Below are 20,377 nucleotides of genomic sequence, written 5' to 3'. Positions count from 1 at the left end.
GGGTTACCTCGCCAACCAGACGATGAGGACGGCCACGGCCAAACCGACCGAGGCCTGCGCGTAGTACTGGTGCAGCTGCCCGGTCTGCGGCCGCAGCGCCACGCCGGCGCCCCGCCGGGCAGCAGCGACGACGCCGCGCAGCGCGCCACCGACCCCGATGTCGTCGATCGCCGCGGCGTGGTCGGCCAGCCGTCGGCCCGCGTGGCCGGTGCCGGTCACCGCCGTCTCCAAGGCGGCGTCGCCCCGGGCCAGTAGGGTGGCCAGCCGCAGCGTCGGGCGCAGCACCCCAGCGTGCGCAACCTGCTCCAGATGCAGCCAGCTGCGGGCCCATCCGGGCGCCGGTAGGCGCTGCGGCCAGCGCAGCGCGAGGCCGGTCACCAGGACCGCGAGGACGATGGAGATTGCCAGTTCCCCGACGGAGGCGGCTGTCGGCGTCGGCGCGTCCGGGTCGACCGCTGCCCACACTGCCGGGACGACCAGCACCCCGAGGCCGGCCGCACCGATCGCGAGGGGTAGCAACGGGATTCGCTCGACCCAGGCGACCTGCCGGGTGCCTGCCTGCTCGGTGTCGTAGCCCGTCGGATGATCCGGCAGGCGACGCCAGATCAGGGCGAGCGCCTTGCCGGCATACGCGCTGGAAGCCACCGCGGCCGCCAAGCCGATCACGTACAACGCGATCGATTGCTCGCGGGCGGCCGCGAGGACGGACTCCTTGGTGGCCCACAGCGTCAGCGGCGGCACCCCGGCCAGGGCCAGCGCCGCGACAGTGAAGGTGACGCCGACCCACGGGTAGGCCCGCCCGGCACCGCGCAGCGCCGGCAGGGACTTGGTGCCCAGCGCGGCCAGCCAGGCCCCGGCGGCCAGGAACAGCAGCGCCTTGGTGGACGCGTGGCCGACCAGGTGCGCCAGTCCGGCACTCACAGCGCCCGGCCCGGTGGTGCCCGCCGCGAGCACCACGAACCCGAGCTGGGCGCTGGTGGACGCCGCGAGCAGCTGCTTCAGATCGTCCTGGGCGATGGCCACCGCGCCCAGCAGCAGCGCGGTCGCCGCCCCGACCCAGGCCGCGGTGGTCGCCGCCCACCCGGCGGCGAGCAGCAACGGATGCAGCCGCAGCAGCAGGTAGCCGCCCATCGCCACCATCGCGGCCGAGTGCAACAGCGCCGAGACCGGACTCGGCCCCTCCATCGCCCGGGACAGCCAGAACGAGAACGGCAGCTGAGCGGCCTTGCCGAACGCTGCCGCCAGCACTCCCGCGGCCGCAACGTGCAGCCACGGGGACGGCAGCTGCGCCAGCCGGTCCAGCGACAGCCCCGGCGTGCTGCCGGAACCGACGGCCAGGGCCGCTCCGGCGGCGAGGTAGAGCCCGACGTCGCCGGCGCGGGTGACCACGAACGCGGTGGTGCCGGAGCCGACCGCCACCTCGCGCCGCCAGTCGAACGCGATCAGCGCGTAACTGGTGGCGCCCATCACCTCCCACGCCATCAGCAGACCGAGCAGCGTGGTGGCCGTGGCAGTGACGAGGACGGCGGCGACGAAGACCAGCATCAGCCCGAAGAAGCGGGACCGGTGGTGCCGGATTGCGCCGGCCGAGAAGACCAGCACCAGCAGGCTGACCGCGGCCACCGTGACGACGACGACGGCGGATAGCCCGTCGACCGCCAGGGTGAGCGGGTCGCCGGCCAGGAACGGCGCTGACGCGGCCGGCCGGACGGCTGCGGCGGCAACGCCCAGGCCGAGCACTCCGGCGGCGACCAGGATCCCGACCGCGGGCGTCGCTCGCTCGACGGCCCGGGCCAGCAATCTCGGACCGAGCGGTGCCGCCAGCAGGCCCGCCCCGGCCAGAGCGGGCAGCAGCACCAGCGCCCACAGCAGCGCGCTCACCGTTTCAGCTCCGCGGCCATGTCGGTCATGTCGACGTCGCTGGCCCGGAACAGCAGGGTGGCCACGGCGAAGCCCATGGCCATCTCGACGGTCATCGCGGAGATGACGACCAGCAGCAGCACCTGACCGTCCGGCGCCGAGGGCGCCAGGAAGTACCAGAACGCCGCGGCGGCGACGATGACGGCGTTGACCATCAGTTCCAGCCCCATCATCACCATCACGACCGACTGCTGGCTGAGCGCGCCGAACAGGCCGACGGAGAACAGGGCAGCCGCCAGCAGCAGGAACAACTGCAGCGTCATCGGCCGGCCTCCCCGCGATCGGCGCGGTCATCGGTCTGGTGGTAGCGGCCGTGCGGGACGGCGAGCACGAGCGCGGAGACGATGGTGGCGAACAGTACGGCCGAGATGCCGACCATGACGGGCATCTGCGGGCCCATGATCGCCTCGCCGATCATCCGGGTCGGATCGGCGGGCACGACGCCCCGCCGCGCCGGCCACGGCACCAGCACCGCACCCGCGCCCAGCAGCACGAACGTGCCGGCCGCGATGACCAGCGCGCCGCGCTTGTTGTGCAGCATCGACATCGGCATCAACCCGGCCGGGTTCATCATGAACATGACCATGAAGACGACCATGATCGCCATCTCCATGACCATCATCAAGATGGTGACCACGCCCAGGTAGTCCAGCGTGAGCAGGATGAGCTCCCCACCGACGGCCACGAACGACGCGGCCAGCGCGAACGTCGCCCTCGCCATGGAATCGACCACGAAGACCGCGACGCCGGAGGCGATCGCAATCACGGCCAGCACGATGAACACCGCGAGAGTCACGATCCACCTCCGGCCGCGGCCAGCACCGACACCACAAGCAGCTGCGCGAGCACCAGCGGCAACACCACCAGCCACGCCAGGCGCATCAACCGGTCCGGGCGCCATACCGGCATCCGGTGGCGCATCGCCAACAACACGGCCAGCACCGCAGCGCTCTTCAGCAGGGTCCACAACCAGGCAGGCAGCAGCGGGCCTGCCCCGCCACCCAGGAACAGCGCCACGGTCATCGCCGACCCGACGACCAGCAGGGCGTACTGCCCCCACCGCAGCAGCAGCCGGGCCGGCCCGGACTGCTCGACCAGCAGTCCACCGGCGATGTCCGCTCCGGCCGGGTGCGCAAAGGGCCCCCACGCGCTGAACGCCGCCACCGACCCGGCGAACACCACTGCGGCCAGCGGCATCTGCACAATGAACCACCTACCTTGCTGGGCGGCCACGATCTGCGGCACCGACAGGCTGCTGGCGGCGACCGCGGGCGCCGTGAGAGCGAACATCAACGGCAACTCGTACGCCAGCGCCTGGGCAAGAAACCGGTAGCCACCGACCAGGGAATACACACTGTTCGGGCCCCACCCGGCCAGCCACCATCCCGCCCACAGCAGCACGTCCATCGCGTTGAACCACACCAATCCCACACCCAGGTCGCTCACCACCGCGGAGCCGAGCGGGACGACTGGCGCCATCATCACCGCCACCAGTAACGGGGTGAGTACACCGATGCCCCACAGCAACCGGTCCGGTGCCGTCGTCGACCGCCGCTGAGCCAGCAGCAACCGGGATGCCTCATACACCGGGCGCAGTACCCGTCTCCTCAGAGACACCGGGCCGCGCCGCGGGTCGAGTACCGCGTCCAGCGAGCCGGCCACCACCGCCGCCGACAGCACAATGGCGACCGCGGGCAGCACCGACCAGGCCGATGCCTGCTGGACGAGGCTTGTCATGCGACGTGCCCGTCGTGCTGGTGGTTGGTGCCCCCGGGCATGCCGTGGGGGCCCTCGTCATGATGGCCGTTTCCGCCGTGACCTGAATGCGGATCCCGGTCGCCGGCGACCCCGGTGGAGTGCAGGTCGTCGGGGTCGGGATCCAGGCTCGCCACGACCAGCCGTGCGTCACCCAGGTCCAGCCCGGGCATCAAGTGCGCGGCGGCCGCCACCAAGGCGTCCGAGCCGCGGCCAGGCCTCCCGCGTGGGCCCTCGGCCGGTGCCACCGGGCCGCTGCTGAGGGCCAGGTCGGCCTCCACCAGCCAGGTCTGCAGCCTTGCCCACACGTCGCCACCGCGCTCGGCCGCTCGCGCGGCCGGACCCGACATGCCGAGTCGGCTGACGTCACCATGGCCAAGACGACCCAGCCCGGCCAGTGATCGGCGCAGACCCCACGAGCGCTCCGCCCGGCGGCGCAGGCGGCGTAACTCCTCTCGCGCCTCGCCCACCGGCTCGCCAGTTTCGGTGAGCAGCGCGTCGCGCTGCCCGCGGGCCCGATCGGCCGCGCCGGACCACCCGGCGACCTCCAGCAGACGGCCCACAGAGTCCAGATGCGCCGCCGCCCGGCGGCGCCCGGCCGCCACCCCGGTGCCGTCGGCCCAGAATCGCATCGCGTCTCCGGCCCCGGCCAGCACCCGTACCTCCGCGCCCTGCACCACGTCCCCCTGCAGTTCGACGTCGATGACGAGACCGGACGGCCACGCCGGCAGCACGGGGCCCAGCGCGACATGCAGTACATCCAATTTCAGCCCGTCCCGGTCCGGTGCCCGGTCGGCCATCATCAGCCCCCCGGGCATCTGCATGCCGCCGTGGTCATGCCCCCCGTGCTCGTGACCGCCCTGCTCAGCATCCGTGTGCCCACCGTGACCATGCCCACCATCACCGCCGTGCTCGTGTCCCATCTCGGCTTCCTGTTGGTGGACGTGCTCGCCCATGGGTTCGACCTGCTCAGTCGACTCGGCACCCGCGTCGGGTGTGCTGGCCAGCCGATGGATCCCGGCCGACAGCAACGCTGCCGCACGCGCGGAATCGAGCACGTCGACGCGAACTTTCGGGGCCGGGATCTGACTCCACAGCACCCCAACCGCGTCGGCCAGCTCACCGTCAGACGAGCCAGCCACGACCAGCACGTCCGCGTCAGCAGGCTCACCGGTGAGCACACCGCCGAGCGCGCGGGCCTGTGCCTCGACCGCCAGCCGCGCGGCAGTTCCGCCGGGCGCTGTCACCAGGAGTACATGTGGCCGGCGCGCAGCCCACCCCGCGAGTAGTCGCTGGGCCGAGGTCCTCAAACCCATCGCAGAGCACCCTCCCGCCACGCGTAGACGACCCCCGCCATCAGCAACCCGAGGAAGACGAACATCTCGACCACCGCGCCCGCGCCCATCTCTGCGACCACCAGCGCCCAGGCGTACATGAAAAGCATCTCCACATCGAAAGCCAGGAAGAGCAACGTCAGGGTGTACCAGCGCACGTGGTAGCGAGACAACGCATGCTCCGTCGGCCGGGCACCAGACAGGTAGGGCGCCACCGGTTCACTGGTCGTGCCCACCGTGAGCAGGCGGTGGGCGACCAGGACCACGACCGCGGCGAGCAGCACGAGCCCCAACGCGGCCAGGATGCTGACGAAGTCGCCCATCACCTGCTCCCTTCGTGTCCACTGATCGTCCCAGTCACAGCAACAGCTCGCGGTTCTCGCGGCCGCCGAACTCTTCGGCGGGTCGAAAGTGAGCTGCGACCCAAGGCTCTCGGTCACCAACCCGATTGCGACGCCGACGTCACATTGCGTCGGTGAGAGCGTAACTCGTTTATACCTTAGGGGGGTAATGTATGATCAGCAATCAGGAATACCCCAAGGGGGTATGATGTTGAGACTGTTATCCCACCCACGAAGGGGCCGACGATGACCAAGACCGATACGACCGCCGACGCCCCACCACAGGCCGGCACCTCCCAGCACAGCTATATCGCGAACCAGACCAAAGACACCTACCTGAAGCGGCTGCGACGCATCGAAGGGCAGGCCCGCGGCCTGCAGCGGATGGTCGAGGAAGAGCAGTACTGCATCGACATCCTCACCCAGGTCTCTGCCATGACCAAGGCCCTGCAGGGGCTGGCGCTCGGGCTGCTGGATGAGCACATGGCGCACTGCGTCGTCAACGCGGCACGCCAGGGCGGTCCGGAGGCAGACGAGAAACTCAAGGAAGCCTCCGACGCCATCTCCCGACTGGTCCGCAGCTGAACCGAAACACGCCACATCCCACAGGCGACACCCGGACCACCTTCGCGAGCGGTCCAGCTACCCAACCTGAAGACGTACCACCAAGAAATTCAACGAGAGGAACACCCATCACCATGTGCACTTCCTGCAACTGCGGCACCGAGGCAACCGACACCACCGACACCGCCCAACCGGTCGCGATCGGTACGGCGCCTGCTTCCTACACGGTCACGGGTATGACGTGCGGTCACTGTGTGGCATCGGTGACCGAAGAGGTCGCCGCGATCGAGGGCGTCCGCGACGTGGTGGTCGACCTGTCCACCGGCAAGCTGACCTTCGAATCCGACAAGCCCGTCCCCCACGACACGGTCGAAGCGGCCGTCCGCGAGGCCGGTTACGCCCTCGTCTGAGCTCCGCCCGGCTGGGCGGAGCTATCCGCACCAGGCGGGCCAGACACCCAACGCAATAGAGGACAAAGGAGGAGCCGATGAGCACAACCACTGACTCGCCGACAACCACCGCTACTGAAGCGGCGGTCCCTGACCAAATCTCCCAAGGTACCGATGTCGAGCTGCTCCTGACCGGGATGACGTGTGCCTCGTGTGCCAACCGCATCGAGCGCAAGCTCAACAAGCTCGACGGCGTGACCGCCACGGTCAACTACGCCACTGAGAAGGCGAAGGTCACGTATGGCGACACCGTCACCACCGACGATCTTGTCGCCACCGTCGAGTCTGCCGGGTACGGCGCCAAGCTGCCGCAGCCGGCGCTGGCGTCTGACGCGAGTGCACCCGAGACCGCCGACTCGACCAGCGACGGCGCCGACCGTGACGCCGCTGCTGCGCTCACATCGCTGCGCGACCGGCTGATCGTCTCCGCCATACTCTCCGTCCCGGTGATCGCGATGGCGATGATCCCCGCGCTGCAGTTCGACAACTGGCAATGGCTCTCGCTGACGCTGGCCGCGCCCGTGGTGGTCTGGGGCGCGCTGCCCTTCCACCGCGCAACGTGGACCAACCTCAAGCACGGCGCCGCCACCATGGACACCCTGGTGTCGATGGGCACGCTCGCAGCCTTCGCGTGGTCGGTCTACGCGCTCTTCTGGGGCAACGCTGGTATGCCGGGCATGCGCCACCCCTTCGAGCTGACCATCGGACGCAGCGACGGCACCTCGAACATCTACTTCGAAGCTGCCGCCGGAGTCATCACCTTCATCCTGCTCGGCCGCTACCTGGAGCACAGGTCCAAACGCAACGCCGGCGCGGCGCTGCGGGCGTTACTCAACCTGGGCGCTCGTGATGTCGCCGTACTTCGCGATGGTGTCGAGCAGCGAATCCCGGTGTCACAGTTGGCCGTCGGCGACCGCTTCGTCGTCCGGCCGGGCGAGAAGATCGCCACCGACGGGATCGTGGAGGAAGGTCGCTCGGCGGTGGACGCCTCCATGCTGACCGGAGAATCGCTCCCGGTCGAGGTTGCGGCCGGCGACGCGGTCGTCGGGGCAACCGTCAACACGTCCGGCCGGCTCGTGGTCGCCGCGACGCGGGTTGGATCCGACACCCAACTCGCGCAGATGGCCCGGCTGGTCGAGGACGCCCAGACCGGCAAGGCCGCCGTCCAGCGGCTCGCCGACCGCATCTCGGGCATCTTCGTGCCCGTCGTGATCGCCATCGCCGTCGGCACGTTCGCAGCATGGCTGATCACGGGTGCCGGTGCCGCCGGCGCATTGACCGCGGCAGTTGCGGTGCTGATCGTCGCCTGCCCGTGCGCCCTAGGCCTGGCCACCCCGACCGCGCTGATGGTCGGCACCGGCCGAGGCGCCCAGCTCGGCATACTCATCAAAGGCCCGGAGGTGCTGGAGCAGACCCGCACCGTCGACACCATCGTGCTGGACAAGACCGGCACCGTCACAACCGGTGAGATGACCCTCGCTGACACGCACGTAGCCGCCGGTGAGGACCCGGCATTCGTGTTGCGTATGGCGGGCGCGCTGGAGGACGCCTCCGAGCACCCGATCGCGCGCGCCATCGCCGACGCGGCACGCGAAGCCGGGGAACTCGGCCAGGTCGAGGACTTCGCCAACATCGAAGGCCTCGGCGTGCAGGGCATCGTCGACGGCCACGCGGTGCTGGTCGGTCGCCCGCAGCTGCTGGACCAGTGGTCGCAGTATCTCGACGACACGTTGCAAGCCGCGTTCGACGAAGCGACCGGCCGTGGGCAGACCGCGGTGGCGGTCGGTTGGGACGGGCAGGCTCGTGCGGTGCTCGTGGTGGCCGACCGGGTGAAGGACACTTCCGCGGAGGCGATCCGCCGGCTGCGCGATCTCGGCCTGCGCCCGATCCTGCTGACCGGCGACAACGAACGCGTCGCGCACACCGTCGCCGGCCAGGTCGGCATCGACCAGGCCGACGTCTACGCGGAGGTGCTGCCCGCCGACAAGGTCGACGTGGTCACGCGATTGCAGGCAGACGGACGCGTTGTCGCGATGGTCGGCGACGGAGTCAACGACGCCGCGGCACTCGCGCAGGCCGACCTCGGCCTGGCGATGGGCACCGGCACCGACGTCGCCATCGAGGCCAGCGACATCACCCTCGTACGCGGTGACCTGCGGGTGGCCGGTGACGCCATACGCCTGTCCCGGCGCACCCTCGGCGTCATCAAGAGCAACCTCTTCTGGGCATTCGGCTACAACGTGATCGCGATCCCGATCGCCGCAGTCGGGCTACTCAACCCCATGCTCGCCGGAGCCGCCATGGCGTTCTCCTCCGTCTCCGTGGTCTCAAACAGCCTCCGGCTCAAAGGGTTCCGGTCGTCGTTATGAGAATCACACGTTCGCCTGCTGGCCTTTCGCACCGCCAGACTGCGGCGCGAGGGGCCAGCGCCGTGGCTTGGTGGGCAGCGGCCTGTCTCGCGCGCTGCGCCATCCGCACCCTCACGGACCGCCGTCAAGACTGACGACCCAACTTCGCCGATGCGCACCATCGTCGCAAAGCGAGGGCGCGCAGTTCGCCGTCCCGCTCGCACCGGTAGCAGTCCGGTTCGATTCCAATCGCACTCCCCGCCATACCAATCAACGCGGCTCGGGGTGTCCTCACCACAAAGACGCGGCCACGGCCACTCGAAGGAGTGACCGTGGCCGCGTGGGTGGACCGGAGTCGCGCCGGTGCGTCAGCGCAACGTGCCGTAGTTCGTGGGCGTCGTCCACATGTTTTCCTTCTTGACCACGGTGCCGGGGTGGTCGGCGGAGATCATCAGGTTGCCACCGGCGTAGATGGCCGAGTGGGTCGCCGGTGAGCCGAAGAAGACCAGGTCACCCGGTTGCGGGCTGGTGGTTCTCTTCATGTACGCCTGCTGCTGGCTGGCCGTCCGGGGGATGTAGAGGCCGGCCTGCTTGTAGACGTATGACGTGAGCCCTGAGCAGTCGAAGCCCTGCGACGGCGTGGAGCCGCCCCAGACGTACGGAATACCCAGGTACTTCTGGGCGATCGAAACGACTGCTGAGAGGCCTTCACCGGTCGACGGCGGGGGTGGCGGAGTCGGCGTCGGGTCGGTGCCGCATGGGAAGCCGCCCAGCGCGTTCCACGTCATCGGACCGATGATGCCGTCCGCGACGAGGCCCTTGCTGCTCTGGAACGACTTCACCCGCGACAGCGTGCCGGCGCCGAAGATGCCGTCGACCGCGATCCCGCCCAACTTGCCCTGGGCGCTGGAGACGTACGAGCCGGTGGCGCCATACCGAAGCACGGAGACCTTGCACGACGGTGGCGGTGTGGGTGGCGTTGGCGTCGAGCCCGGGAAGCCACCGAGGGCCGTCCAGGTCAACGGTCCGACGATGCCGTCAGCAACGAGGCGATGCGCGCTTTGGAAGGTTTTGACCTTCGCCAGCGTGCGTGTCCCGAAGATGCCGTCGACCGCCAGTCCGCCCAGCCGTTGCTGCACAGTTTTGACGTAGCTGCCTGTTGATCCGTAGCGCACGGTAACCACGGTGGTCGGCGCGGCGGTGCGCACACCGCTCGTCGATGCGCTGCTGCGCTGCCCTGACGCACCGCTCGTGCCGCTGCCGGGATCGGCATACGACGGAGCGGCCTGCACGAGGCTGGCAGCGGTGGCCGGGACGCTGAGCAGCGTTCCAGTCACCACCAACCCCTTGCGGGAGGTGATCGCCGGGGCGACCTTGGCTGACAGGCCAGGCCGTGGTTTGCGATGTCTCGGAGTAGTGATCGTGGTCATGTGACCCTCTCGGTGCTCATTCAGTCCAGAAACGCGCAAAGGGGATGTCACGCGTGCCGTGGCATCCCCCGATGTCGCCTTACTCCTTCCCCGAAGCAGGCGCTGCACGAGCACTGACTATGCCGGTGCCACTACGTCTGTGAAAGACGCGATTCCTGGGTACGGATGGGCCCAGGTGGCGGTTGTGACTGGTGTGATTCAAGTGAATTGGCGGGGCTGGCGGAGCGGAAGTGGCCCAGTGTTGCAATTTCAACGAAAGGGGCGGTCGTGACCGGCTTGTAACATCCACGACGCGAAAATTGTTCGAACAACACGCCGAACTCGAACACGTCTCAGTAAATCTCAGCATATGAGATGGCTGTACATGCAAAGTCGCGGTGCCGATTGCCGCGCGCGTTACGGCGGCGAGAAGCCCCGCCGACCTCCGGGGCCGATGGGGCTTCTCGTCCTTGTGTGGCGCCTAGGCGCCGAGCTCAGATGCGGGCGAAGTAGTGGCTGCCCCACAGGTTCTGCACGCTGACCACGGTGCCGGGGGTACGGGCGGCGATCATCTTGCCGTTCCCGAGGTAGATCCCGTTGTGGTACGCCGGCGAGCCCCAGAAGATGAGGTCGCCGGGGCGCGGGTTGGACACGCGCGTCGCGGCGGCCGCCTGCGCCGACGCGGTCCGCGGGATGCTCTTGCCCGCCTGGCGATAGACGTACTGGGTGAAGCCCGAGCAGTCGAAACCGGCCGGGGTGGTACCGCCCCAACGGTACGGCGTGCCGCGCAGGCCCATCGCGATCGACACGATCGAGGAGTTGGACTTCGGTGCCGGCTTCGGTTTGGTCGTCGGCGCACCGCCGTAGCCGCCCAGAGCAGTCCAGGTGTGGCGGCCGACGATGCCGTCGACGACAAGCCGGTGCGAGCGCTGGAACGACTTGACCTTGGCCTTCGTGCGCGGGCCGAAGATGCCGTCGACCGCGAGGCCGCCGACCTTGCGCTGGACGGTCTTCACAGCGGCGCCGCGGGAGCCGTACTGCACAGTCGGACCGAGGCGGACGGAAGTGGCGAGGTGACCCGCTGCGGCTTGGACGTGACCGGCGGCCTGCACGTGACCTGCCTGCGCCAGACCGGCGCTCGGAGCGGCAGAGGCGCTCTCCATGCCGGCCAGCGGTACGACGACGGCGCCCGCGGCGACGACGGCCACGCTGCGGCGACCGACCTTGTTCAGAACTTTCGGCTCACGCTTGAGGTGGCGCGGGGAGTACGAACCCATGAGGCAAAGGACCTTCCGGTGGACTGCAATAGATGACGATGCGGGCTCGGGCGCCGTTGCCCTGGGGCCGAGTGCCCCACCCAGTTCACGCAGCCGACTCCCCGAAGCGCCGGCGGCACGGTCACCGACTATGGCGCATGCGACGCCGTTTCCCAAGCTGTTCCCAGGTATCCGTGCATAGGCCGTCGGCAGCCCCCGGCGGCTCTCGCGATCAACGCTTACCGCGAGGCCGTGACCATTCCGTAATAATTCCGCGGCGTTCCGCCGGTTGGCGAAGATCCGCACCAACAACGCGGAAATCGAAAGAGCCCGCACAACCCGGCCGGATATGAGACACCACCTGTCTCATATTTCAAGACGGCGTGCACGCGCAGCGCTCCACGCGCGGACCGCGTCCGCACCTACATGGAGGGGCCTCACCCGTTCCCGACCGCCGGTCCCGGACACGACGTGCCCTGCCGTGTGCCAAGTGCACCTGTATCGGACTGCCCCAACCAGCAGCCTGCCACGTGCCACGCCTTCGGTCGCGTCCTAATCGCGGTCCGACGCCGCGAATGCGGTCACCCAGCCTCTGACCGAGCCCCGGACAACGCAACGCGAGCCCTCCATAGACCGCCTGCCGCATAACGTGCGACTTCGGGGATCTGCCGCGATCAGTGGGTCCTACCGCCGCCACATTCGTGGGTGCGTCGCCGGTCGGAGGAACGTAGCGTCGTTGGTGTCCGAGTGCCCGGCTCCGCGTTGGCGGCACGCGCCACCGGATGCGTCCCTGGTCGCCGCGAGGTACCCCCATGTCCACCACCACTATGTCGCCGTTTCAGCCGGCGACAATGTCGAGCGCCCAGTTGGCGGCAGTCTCTTTCCTCGCTCGGTACTCCGGGCGGACGCACACGCTCTACGCCTTCCAGCTACGGGAATGGTTTACCTGGTGCAAAGCCAACGGCCTGGAACCGTTGACCCGTATCCAGCGAGCTCACGTTGAGCTCTACATCCGCAGCCTCGGCGAACGCGGCCTGATGGACTCCTCGATCAACACCATGATGCACGCCATACGCGGATACTTCCGGTTCGCACACATCGACGGCCTCATCAGCTCCGACCCCGCCGTGTACGCCCGACTGCCCAAGATCCACCGCGACGAAACCCGCACCCAAGGACTCGACCGGCTCGAACTGATCCGGTTCCTACAGGTCTCCCAAACCATCACCGTCCACCACGGCGCCCTGGCGTATCTGCTCGGCATCAACGCGCTACGCGGCCTCAGAGGCCGCGGTGGTCCGGATCGAGGACTACACCGACACCCTGCGCGGATACCGGGTGCTGCATCTGGTCGGCAAGGGCAACAAGCCTGCCACCATGCCCCTGACCATCCCGGTGCTGCGGGTCCTGGAAGCATGCCGCGGTCAACGCACTACCGGACCACTGATCCTGCGACCACTGTCCGGTAAACCCGTCGACCGGCGCGACGTATACCGAATGGTCACCCGCATCGCTCATGCCGCCGCGATCCCACGACACATCAGCCCACACTCCCTGCGCCACGCGGCGATCACCAATGTCCTGGACGCCGGAGTCCCGTTACGCGACGCGCAAATCCTGGCCCGGCACGCCGACCCCCGCACCACCGAGCACTACGACCGCGCCCGCGGCAACCTCGACCGCCACGGCGTCCACTTCCTCACCGCCTACGTCGCCGGCGTCTAAGCAACCACCCGACAACGCCTGATCCGCCCAGCATGACGCGGGGTGCCCCGTACGACTGACAGGGTGCATCTCGTCGCGCGGAGTCAGCGGTGGGCGTCTCGCCCGTGTCCGTCGCGATCCATGTGACCAAGATGGCTTACTGCCGGGATCGCGTGAGGCCCATGCAACGTGATCCGCTAGGTCAACGTCGGTGGGATGCGGCAAAGTTGGTCACCCATCGCTGAACGGAAACCGCCATGTCACGCAAGAAGAAGGACCCCGTAACGGCTGTTCCCAGGTACCTGTCAGGAACACGCGCTGTCCGGCGAGGCCTGGAACTTCAGCGCGAACGGATCCTGGCTGCGGGGACCGACGCGCCGCTGCTGCTAGAGGGGACGCCGGCAGAAGTCGTGAACTTCACCGATGTCCCTGCCAACGACCTCTGGTACCACGTCTATGAACTCGGCCGGCTACGAGACCTGACCAGTACCGTCGCCAATTTCTTCGATGAAGCCACGCTCCGCGACGCGCTTACTGAACTCGACGCCCAGATTCCGGACCTTCACGAGGCGCGGAACAGATGGACGCATGTTGTGAACGACGAGTACCTCGACTTCGTTGTGAACTTCGACTCGATCGTCCGCCTCACACCCGGCCAACGCCCCGTCTATCTAATCGACCCCCGGTACCGGCACCACGATGCAGCGCTCGCGTGCCTGGAGGTGCTCGAGGGGTACCTGAGGGAGCAACTGCGGCTCCAGATCCAGACAGCTCCGCCTCGACCTCTCACCCAGCAGGTCGCCGAGCGGAAGGCAGAAGCTGATGCGTCACCCTGACCGGCTCAGCCGTATCCGAGACGGGTGGTCAGAGAGTTCGACCCCCCAATGGATCCGCCGCCGGCACGGTGGCACAGCGGATCGATCAGGCTCGACGAAAGCGATCGGCGCGGGCCAGCTCGCGCCGGCTACTCAGCTGCCGGATCGCTCGGAGCCTCCGGGTAGGGGCGGCATCGAACGGCGACATTGCCCACGGGCGCATCGCCCGGTCGCGGAGCTTCGATCAGTCGTTCGTACACCGTATCGTTGAGGTTCGGTTCGAGGACCGCGGTTGTGCCATCGACCGAAACGACGGTTCCTGACACGACGGTCTGCTCGACTGTGCCGAGCTCTAAGGCGGTCCCGTCGATCGTGACATTCAGAGGGATGTCCATCTGGATCTGGAGGTGCTCGCCAGCGCTGATGGTGCCGGGGTCAACGCCGTGAATCTGGGCCCGGTCCCAGGTTGCGATGTGCACGGACCCATCGATCAGCGCGGCAGCGCGATGGACCTTCTTCACGTCACCCTTTGTCATCTCGGTGATGTCGGGGATCTGGATGATCTGGGCCGTTCGGATCTGGATGGTTGCCAGTGACGACACGAACCGGTCGACCGACGGCGGAACCATGCCCTCCGCGCAGTCAAGTTCGACGAGGTCCTTGTACGTCCCAACAGGTCCGGCGAGCTGGATGCGGTTAGGTGCTTCAAGGTGCCGTGCGAACGTCACTGCTTGTTGGACTTTGGCCGCGACGAGTCCGGCGAGTGGCTCGAGGGTGAAGTTCACCTGCTGCGCTTCTCCGAGTCCCGCTTCGTAGAAGCCGCTGTTCTCCAGCGCTCCTGACGGGTCCTTCCCCGAAGCCAATGCGGCCTTCTTTTCCAGACCGACGGTGGAAGTCATCCTGAACTCGAGTTCGGCGAGTACCTCGTCGTCCGGGGCGACGATCCGCATGCGTAGCTGGTAGTTGTCACTGGAGTGCAGTGCAGGTACGGAGACGACGCCTTCCTTATCGGTCGCGCCAAGTCCGCCAGGCAAGTCAACGGAAACGCGTGCGGGTGCTTCGAACGGCCTGCCGTACTTCTGCCATGTCTCGAAGTCCTTGATCTCCGTGGTGCCGCCGTCGGAGGTGAACTCCAGCTTGATCGGGATTGGTCGCTCTTCGAGGGACTGTGGCGAGCGTTGGTAGATCTTGAAGGTCAGCCACTTGCCATTCGGCAGGGTCCGCTGAGCCGCTGCGACGAGGTTCGGCTCGTACTCAAGAAGGTCTGGCTGGGTTGGGCTGATCGCGTGGCCGTAGATGTAGTGCGGGTCTGTGTCGAGGACTTCGTCTAGGAGGGTGAGGTGCCCGATCATCTCCACTGGTTCCAGGAGCGCGGCGGAACCGTCCCCTGGAGCCGAGTTCAGCGCTTCGCGTGCCTTCATGTCCCCGGCGAGGAGGCCGGCCACCGAGTCGGTGGCGTCACGGAGGCGTTGGCGCCCGCCGTGAACGTAGTAGTCAACGACGTACGGGTAGTCTGCCGCAAGGTTGTCGCAGAACGGCAGGCCCTTCCACTCGATCTTGCGTCCGGGGGCGTCGAGCCACGCACGGACCCACACCTCTTCGTCGGCGGTGAGCGGGTTCTGCTTGAGCTTCTTGGCGTGCTTGATAGCGGATTCGGGCAGATCTGCGAACCAGCCCTTGAGGTCCTTGATCACGGTTGGGTCCAACGGGGTGACCAAGTACCAGTCGTTGATCTTCAGGTTCTCGCGGACGAGTCCGATGAGGAGGCGGGAGAACGACTCGGTGATCTTGGTCCTCTGACCTGACGTGAGGTTCTGCCAGTACTTCTTGACCTGGTAGATGTCCCACGGTACGGGTTCCTCAGTCGAGGGGATGAGGATGTCGATCCCGAAGTCGCCCTGGCCGGGTCGCACGCGGACCGCGCGACTGTTGTCGTTGTAGATCAGGTTCGCGAGAACGGTCTCGACCTCGTTTCCCTCGAGAGCACCCCACTCGACGCGTCCCACCATGTCGTCGCCCTCCCTGAATGATTCTTGATCGGGACCACCGTAGGGGAACCGAACCACAGCCTCCCAGGTCGCTTACTTGTCGCCTGTCGGCGGCTTGCCCGCGACCCAGCTCGGCCTCTCTTCATGTATGGCTGTGACCCGCTCGGATAGCGGCGACGAGTGCGTCACACCGCCGCGTGAGCGACAGTGGAGTCGGATTCAGACTCGGCCGTCATGGGCAAGAGCATGTTTGCGCCGGATGAAACGATCGGCATCGCGCGGCAGTGACGCGTGTGTCTGATGAGATTTTTGAAGCGTGCGGTGGTTCAGGTCGGGTCGCCCCGTCGTGGCGGCTACGCTCACAGAAGGAAGAGGTGAAGTCGTTGGCCACGAATAGCGCGATCGAGTGGACCGAGGTCACCTGGAACCCCGTCACCGGGTGTGACCGGGTCGCCGCCGGGTGCGACAACTGCTACGCACTGGCGCTGGCGAAACGCCTCAAGGCGATGGGCGCGGAGAAGTACCAGAACGACGGCGACCCCAGGACCTCCGGCCCCGGCTTCGGCGTCACGATCCATCCACGCGCACTGGAACAACCGCTGAAGTGGCGCACACCAAAGGTCGTCTTCGTGAACTCGATGAGCGACCTCTTCCACGCCAAGGTGCCGCTCGACTTCATCCGCGACGTCTTCGACGTGATCCGCGAGACGCCGCAGCACACCTACCAGGTGCTGACCAAGCGCGCGCACCGTACAGCGAGGATCTCCGACAGACTCGACTGGCCGGACAACCTCTGGATGGGCGTGTCGGTGGAGTCGTTCGACGTCACCGACCGGATCGACCACCTCCGCATGGTCCCGGCAGCCACGCGGTTCCTGTCGTGCGAGCCGCTCCTCACCGCGTTACCGGGGCTGGACCTCGAGAGCATCGACTGGGTGATCGCCGGCGGCGAATCGGGGCCGCGGGCGCGGCCGATGGACCCGGCCTGGGTCGAGGACATCCGCGACCAGTGTGTTCGGGCCGGAGTGTCCTTCTTCTTCAAGCAGTGGGGAGGCCGGACACCGAAGGCCAACGGACGGCAACTCGAAGGCCGCACCTGGGACGATATGCCGCAACTGGCTGTGGCGCCGGCTTAGACAAGCTCTAGTCGCCCCGGATGGGAAACTCGATGCGAGTCCCATCCGGGAACGTGCCCTTCCTCTTCTGATTGGGCGATGAGATGCGCCCGGCCGCCTGCATCGGCTTGAGGGTCTTCATCTTGACCTGACCGCTGTGAAACGGCGTCTCGGTGATCACGTAGTCGATGATCTCTTGAACCGGCACGGTCCGGCCGGCGAAGTGCTGAGCCAGCTCGTCCTGAAGCGGGCCTGTGTTGGCATCGTCGCCGAAGAGGACCTGGAGACCCGCGAGCCTGTCATCGAACTCGTAACCACCACCTGGGGCCAGGGCCCACATCGCCTGTTTCATCTTGTCGTAGGCCTGGTCGTTCCGCGTGCAGAAGAAGAGGTAACTGCCGGTATGCCCGGTGCTCGTGACCATCTTGAAGCTGCAGATGTGGGCGAAGTTGCACTCCTTGCGCAGCTGCCGCTCGTAGAGATCGTGGATGAACTCGGCACGACCCTGATCCTTCGGGGGCGCGTTCTTGTACTCGTCGGAAGCAAACAGTGCAGTGAAGTGGGGGTCGACGTTGCCCGCGTTCGCGAACCGATTGACGCTGTTGAAGTCGAAGTAGATGAACAGTTCGCAGGACTGATGGCTGACGAGGTCGCGGATCAACGACATCGGGACGTCCTTGTACCCGAACGGATCGATGAAGGCGAAGGTCGGCGCGAGCTGGTGACCGGACGGGATTGCATCGAGGATGCCGCGCGCCAACTCCTGAAAGTTCTGGTTCTCGACCTTTACCTCTATGTTCTTCGGCCACGGCGTTCGGCTTGCCTGAAGCTCGGCGAGGACGGTCTGCAATGAGGCGAACCGCTCGCTGTTCCACTCATTGAACGCGAACGTGAACTGGGTGTCGCCGAAGCCGGCGAACGCCTGATGATCGAGCAACGCCCGCAGTGTCAGCACGGGCGAGCCGGGTTCATTGTTCGCGTATTGTCCGGGTCCGGCGAACCCATCCAGAATATTGACGCTCGAGTGATAGGGGCTGCGCCCGAAGATGGCAAACCACGCACCGAGGTAGCGGACCAGGATGTCATGCTTGACCATGGTGTGTGCTGGCCGTTGCCACACGGTCGGGAGGCTGTCACCATTGGCCACGATCGTCTCCTTGCTCGCTGACCTGCCGCGTCACCTGTTGCCTTTGGCACGGTTGCGTGTCGCATGGAGCGGTCAGGCTGGTCGAGCCGCTGTTCGACCGGGCGGTCATGCCGTCCTTCGCCCCCTTGGCCGCGTTGAGGCTGGACCTTCGGTTCGCGACGGTCGGCATGCTCTCCCCCTTGTGGCCCGGTGCACCGCCGGCTCGGGGCGCTTCTTCCTGGCCATCGTATCGGCGGCAACTGATGGAGCTGGGGATCGAGGTCTTGGCGCGGCGTCTGAACGTGTGGCGTTCCACCGCGGACGCATGCTGCCACCGAAACCGCGTATCCGTGGCCTTCCGGCGCGCTGTCAGCGTCAGCTTCTAGGTTGTCCTCATGTGGCTTCACAGTTCGCCCACGGACCTTGCAGTCGGAGCCGAAGTACTCCCGCCGACTGTCACCGGCAAGCGACCGCGCACCTTTGCTCCCGACGAAAACTACAGGTTGTATTCCTGGTATCGCGACGATCGTGTCTATGTCTCGCGCTTCGACGGTTCCGATCCGCTGCAGGTGCTTGGAACGATGCCTTGGAATCAGCCGAATACGTATCTCTATGAAGTCGACCCGGTCGATCTTGGGCACGACGGTGATGTCGTCGCGGCCCCAGCGGGGTCTCACTCGTGTGCGAAGGCCGTGGTTGCGCGCCGCATCTATGAGCCGGTCAAAGCCGCAGGCACGGGCTCGACGCACGATGGGTAGTGATCGATGTGAACCAGGCTCGAGCGGAAGCTAGTTACCGTGGGTCAACTCGAGCACTGGCGGCGCGCGTTGACTGGCCCACCGTTAACCGCGCGGCACTCGACTTGTTCGCACGGGACGCGTTCCCCGACACGGACCAGATCGAGCGCATCTCCCACGCGTGGGCAGCCGACGACCGATGGGCGCTTGGATCTCTCCTCGTCGAGCCGATCTGCGCTACGGCTGGCTAAGTGATCAACGGGATTCACCGGTTAGAGGCTATGCGCGCTCAAGGCAGCCGCTTCACCGTGGCGCTGAACTAGCGTGCCAGCAGCGAAACTCCTGGCCCCGAGACCAATTGAGCACAAACGAAGTCCATGTCTCGAATCGGCGAGCACGAGTCGGAGTCAGTGAAGGTGCTGGCGCGTGGCCTGGGCCGTTGTGGTGGCACTCGATGAATGGAGGAGCAGTTTCCGTCGCAAGGTCGTATAGGACAGGCGTCATACCGCCGCGTAGTCGGTTCCGGATGCTGGGCCGGGAAAGCCTTAAGGCGAAAGCCCTCGCGAGCCCAGCCCTGTCACGGTAGGCCGCGGCAGTTTCGCCGCCGCATCGGCATCCCAGCGGCGCGCCCGGCTTGTAGCACATCGTGGGTTCGGCTGCCATCTGCACGGCGATCCACCGGCCCCTCCTGCCCGGCCCAGCCAGACCGAGAACCGGGGTCAGTAGGGTGCACATCGTGGATGCGCAAGCGTCGCCGCGGGACTTCGACCTTGAGCCAGTAGCGAAGGGACCCGTTAGAGATGGCCTGGTCGTTGGGCGGTACCCACAGCGGGCAAGACCAGCGCTTCAGTCTCCACTGCGGACTCGGACCTGTTCCCGCCGAGGGACGGCTCACGACCCAGCCGACGTCGTTTAAGATCCGTGTCCCAAGTAGCGCAGAAGTAGTGCACCCCCGAAATTGAGAAGCCCCTAACCTTGCGTTTTCGCAGGTCAGGGGCTGCTTCATGCTGGTGGACGATACTGGGATCGAACCAGTGACCTCTTCCGTGTCAGGGAAGCGCGCTACCGCTGCGCCAATCGTCCAATGTGTGACAACACATGCGATACAACAATCGCAGAGCGGACAACCGGGCTCGAACCGGCGACCTCAACCTTGGCAAGGTTGCGCTCTACCAACTGAGCTATGTCCGCCTGTCAACCCTGACTTCGTCAGCCGGGGCAACGGATCAGAACTCTATCCGACACCCTGCCCAACCTCCAAAACGACCCTCTCGGAACGCTTTGGCAGTCCTGGTTCACGAGGTGGAGACGGGATTTGAACCCGTGTAGACGGCTTTGCAGGCCGTTGCCTCGCCTCTCGGCCACTCCACCGTGCGGTGTGGTTCCCGAGCCTCGCGAAGAGACTCGGGAACCGTGCACCAGAGCGGACAACCGGGCTCGAACCGGCGACCTCAACCTTGGCAAGGTTGCGCTCTACCAACTGAGCTATGTCCGCCTGCAACCCGACGCGAAACGC

General features: G+C 66.9%; 17 protein-coding genes, 4 tRNA genes and 1 pseudogene. 8 read left to right on the top strand and 14 right to left on the bottom strand.

Features of this window, described 5'->3' with window-relative positions:
• Positions 1-3: 3 nt before the first annotated feature.
• From ACYVBN_RS05875 to ACYVBN_RS05850, 6 genes are read right to left on the bottom strand one after another with little or no spacing between them, the layout of a single operon-like run.
• The gene (locus ACYVBN_RS05875) at positions 4-1,881 is read right to left on the bottom strand and encodes a proton-conducting transporter transmembrane domain-containing protein (RefSeq protein ID WP_460599679.1); all 1,878 of its coding nucleotides are present in this window, start codon (positions 1,879-1,881) and stop codon (positions 4-6) included.
• Positions 1,878-2,183: an NADH-quinone oxidoreductase subunit NuoK gene (locus ACYVBN_RS05870; protein WP_440283724.1), complete on the bottom strand. Its 306-nt coding sequence runs from the start codon at positions 2,181-2,183 to the stop codon at positions 1,878-1,880. The genes ACYVBN_RS05875 and ACYVBN_RS05870 overlap by 4 nt, the downstream gene beginning before the upstream one ends.
• Entirely contained in the window at positions 2,180-2,716 is a 537-nt protein-coding gene (locus ACYVBN_RS05865; protein ID WP_440283725.1) for an NADH-quinone oxidoreductase subunit J, read from the bottom strand. The genes ACYVBN_RS05870 and ACYVBN_RS05865 overlap by 4 nt, the downstream gene beginning before the upstream one ends.
• Complete coding sequence (locus ACYVBN_RS05860; protein WP_460599678.1) at positions 2,713-3,657, bottom strand: complex I subunit 1 family protein; 945 nt, start codon at positions 3,655-3,657, stop codon at positions 2,713-2,715. Before ACYVBN_RS05860 ends, ACYVBN_RS05865 begins: the two co-directional genes overlap by 4 nt.
• The gene (locus tag ACYVBN_RS05855) at positions 3,654-4,922 is read right to left on the bottom strand and encodes a hypothetical protein (protein WP_460599677.1); all 1,269 of its coding nucleotides are present in this window, start codon (positions 4,920-4,922) and stop codon (positions 3,654-3,656) included. The genes ACYVBN_RS05860 and ACYVBN_RS05855 overlap by 4 nt, the downstream gene beginning before the upstream one ends.
• Before the next feature lie 59 nt (positions 4,923-4,981).
• Positions 4,982-5,332, bottom strand: coding sequence for an NADH-quinone oxidoreductase subunit A (locus tag ACYVBN_RS05850; RefSeq protein WP_171157420.1), 351 nt, complete (start codon positions 5,330-5,332; stop codon positions 4,982-4,984).
• Between the two features lie 264 nt (positions 5,333-5,596).
• Between ACYVBN_RS05850 and ACYVBN_RS05845 the strand changes: the two genes are divergently transcribed.
• The 3 genes from ACYVBN_RS05845 (at position 5,597) to ACYVBN_RS05835 (ending at position 8,732) form a co-directional block, all read left to right on the top strand.
• Positions 5,597-5,935 (top strand): metal-sensitive transcriptional regulator, encoded by a 339-nt coding sequence (locus tag ACYVBN_RS05845; protein WP_171157418.1) that lies wholly within the window; start codon positions 5,597-5,599, stop codon positions 5,933-5,935.
• 113 nt (positions 5,936-6,048) lie between these two features.
• A complete protein-coding gene (locus ACYVBN_RS05840; RefSeq protein ID WP_460599676.1) occupies positions 6,049-6,324 on the top strand; it encodes a heavy-metal-associated domain-containing protein in 276 nt (91 codons plus the stop codon).
• Positions 6,325-6,401: 77 nt separating this feature from the next.
• Complete coding sequence (locus ACYVBN_RS05835; protein ID WP_460599675.1) at positions 6,402-8,732, top strand: heavy metal translocating P-type ATPase; 2,331 nt, start codon at positions 6,402-6,404, stop codon at positions 8,730-8,732.
• Positions 8,733-9,079: 347 nt separating this feature from the next.
• Here ACYVBN_RS05835 and ACYVBN_RS05830 read toward each other — a convergent pair whose 3' ends face one another.
• Positions 9,080-10,048, bottom strand: coding sequence for a C40 family peptidase (locus ACYVBN_RS05830; RefSeq protein WP_460599674.1), 969 nt, complete (start codon positions 10,046-10,048; stop codon positions 9,080-9,082).
• A 566-nt stretch (positions 10,049-10,614) separates the two neighbouring features.
• Positions 10,615-11,397, bottom strand: coding sequence for a C40 family peptidase (locus ACYVBN_RS05825; RefSeq protein ID WP_460599673.1), 783 nt, complete (start codon positions 11,395-11,397; stop codon positions 10,615-10,617).
• A 761-nt stretch (positions 11,398-12,158) separates the two neighbouring features.
• Between ACYVBN_RS05825 and ACYVBN_RS05820 the strand changes: the two are divergent.
• From ACYVBN_RS05820 to ACYVBN_RS05810, 3 genes and pseudogenes are all read left to right on the top strand, one after another.
• A pseudogene (locus ACYVBN_RS05820) lies at positions 12,159-12,458 on the top strand (site-specific integrase); the annotation flags it as partial.
• Between the two features lie 169 nt (positions 12,459-12,627).
• Entirely contained in the window at positions 12,628-13,101 is a 474-nt protein-coding gene (locus ACYVBN_RS05815; protein ID WP_460599802.1) for a tyrosine-type recombinase/integrase, read from the top strand.
• 236 nt (positions 13,102-13,337) lie between these two features.
• Positions 13,338-13,916 (top strand): hypothetical protein, encoded by a 579-nt coding sequence (locus tag ACYVBN_RS05810; RefSeq protein ID WP_460599672.1) that lies wholly within the window; start codon positions 13,338-13,340, stop codon positions 13,914-13,916.
• A 128-nt stretch (positions 13,917-14,044) separates the two neighbouring features.
• Here the strand turns inward: ACYVBN_RS05810 and ACYVBN_RS05805 are convergent, their stop codons facing one another.
• The gene (locus ACYVBN_RS05805) at positions 14,045-15,904 is read right to left on the bottom strand and encodes a hypothetical protein (RefSeq protein ID WP_460599671.1); all 1,860 of its coding nucleotides are present in this window, start codon (positions 15,902-15,904) and stop codon (positions 14,045-14,047) included.
• Between the two features lie 353 nt (positions 15,905-16,257).
• Between ACYVBN_RS05805 and ACYVBN_RS05800 the strand changes: the two genes are divergently transcribed.
• Positions 16,258-17,019, top strand: a complete 762-nt coding sequence (locus tag ACYVBN_RS05800; protein WP_460599670.1) for a DUF5131 family protein — start codon at positions 16,258-16,260, stop codon at positions 17,017-17,019.
• Positions 17,020-17,026: 7 nt separating this feature from the next.
• On the opposite strand, the gene ACYVBN_RS05795 is transcribed toward ACYVBN_RS05800, so the two are convergent.
• On the bottom strand, positions 17,027-18,145 hold the full coding sequence (locus tag ACYVBN_RS05795; RefSeq protein WP_460599669.1) for a three-Cys-motif partner protein TcmP: 1,119 nt from the start codon (positions 18,143-18,145) through the stop codon (positions 17,027-17,029).
• A gap of 374 nt (positions 18,146-18,519) precedes the next feature.
• Here ACYVBN_RS05795 and ACYVBN_RS05790 point away from each other — a divergent pair, with 374 nt between their 5' ends.
• A complete protein-coding gene (locus tag ACYVBN_RS05790) occupies positions 18,520-18,882 on the top strand; it encodes a hypothetical protein (protein ID WP_460599668.1) in 363 nt (120 codons plus the stop codon).
• A 987-nt stretch (positions 18,883-19,869) separates the two neighbouring features.
• Here the strand turns inward: ACYVBN_RS05790 and ACYVBN_RS05785 are convergent.
• The 4 genes from ACYVBN_RS05785 to ACYVBN_RS05770 form a co-directional block, all read right to left on the bottom strand.
• Positions 19,870-19,944, bottom strand: a tRNA-Val gene (locus ACYVBN_RS05785).
• A gap of 35 nt (positions 19,945-19,979) precedes the next feature.
• Positions 19,980-20,052 (bottom strand) — tRNA-Gly (locus ACYVBN_RS05780).
• A 109-nt stretch (positions 20,053-20,161) separates the two neighbouring features.
• Positions 20,162-20,232, bottom strand: a tRNA-Cys gene (locus ACYVBN_RS05775).
• A gap of 51 nt (positions 20,233-20,283) precedes the next feature.
• A tRNA-Gly gene (locus tag ACYVBN_RS05770) sits at positions 20,284-20,356 on the bottom strand.
• Positions 20,357-20,377: the final 21 nt, after the last annotated feature.

It is taken from the genome of Flexivirga lutea (genome assembly GCF_054778955.1).
The sequence above is the reverse complement of the archived record's forward strand: the minus strand, read 5'-3'. Positions and strand labels throughout refer to the sequence as shown.

What these genes read in the sequence shown, in the direction of transcription:
- ACYVBN_RS05870 (WP_440283724.1), bottom strand. Translation starts at nt 2,183, where the DNA reads ATGACGCTGCAGTTGTTCCTGCTGCTGGCGGCTGCCCTGTTCTCCGTC.
- ACYVBN_RS05860 (WP_460599678.1), bottom strand. Translation starts at nt 3,657, where the DNA reads ATGACAAGCCTCGTCCAGCAGGCATCGGCCTGGTCGGTGCTGCCCGCG.
- ACYVBN_RS05850 (WP_171157420.1), bottom strand. Translation starts at nt 5,332, where the DNA reads ATGGGCGACTTCGTCAGCATCCTGGCCGCGTTGGGGCTCGTGCTGCTC.
- ACYVBN_RS05845 (WP_171157418.1), top strand. Translation starts at nt 5,597, where the DNA reads ATGACCAAGACCGATACGACCGCCGACGCCCCACCACAGGCCGGCACC.
- ACYVBN_RS05840 (WP_460599676.1), top strand. Translation starts at nt 6,049, where the DNA reads ATGTGCACTTCCTGCAACTGCGGCACCGAGGCAACCGACACCACCGAC.
- ACYVBN_RS05835 (WP_460599675.1), top strand. Translation starts at nt 6,402, where the DNA reads ATGAGCACAACCACTGACTCGCCGACAACCACCGCTACTGAAGCGGCG.
- ACYVBN_RS05825 (WP_460599673.1), bottom strand. Translation starts at nt 11,397, where the DNA reads ATGGGTTCGTACTCCCCGCGCCACCTCAAGCGTGAGCCGAAAGTTCTG.
- ACYVBN_RS05810 (WP_460599672.1), top strand. Translation starts at nt 13,338, where the DNA reads ATGTCACGCAAGAAGAAGGACCCCGTAACGGCTGTTCCCAGGTACCTG.
- ACYVBN_RS05805 (WP_460599671.1), bottom strand. Translation starts at nt 15,904, where the DNA reads ATGGTGGGACGCGTCGAGTGGGGTGCTCTCGAGGGAAACGAGGTCGAG.
- ACYVBN_RS05790 (WP_460599668.1), top strand. Translation starts at nt 18,520, where the DNA reads ATGTGGCTTCACAGTTCGCCCACGGACCTTGCAGTCGGAGCCGAAGTA.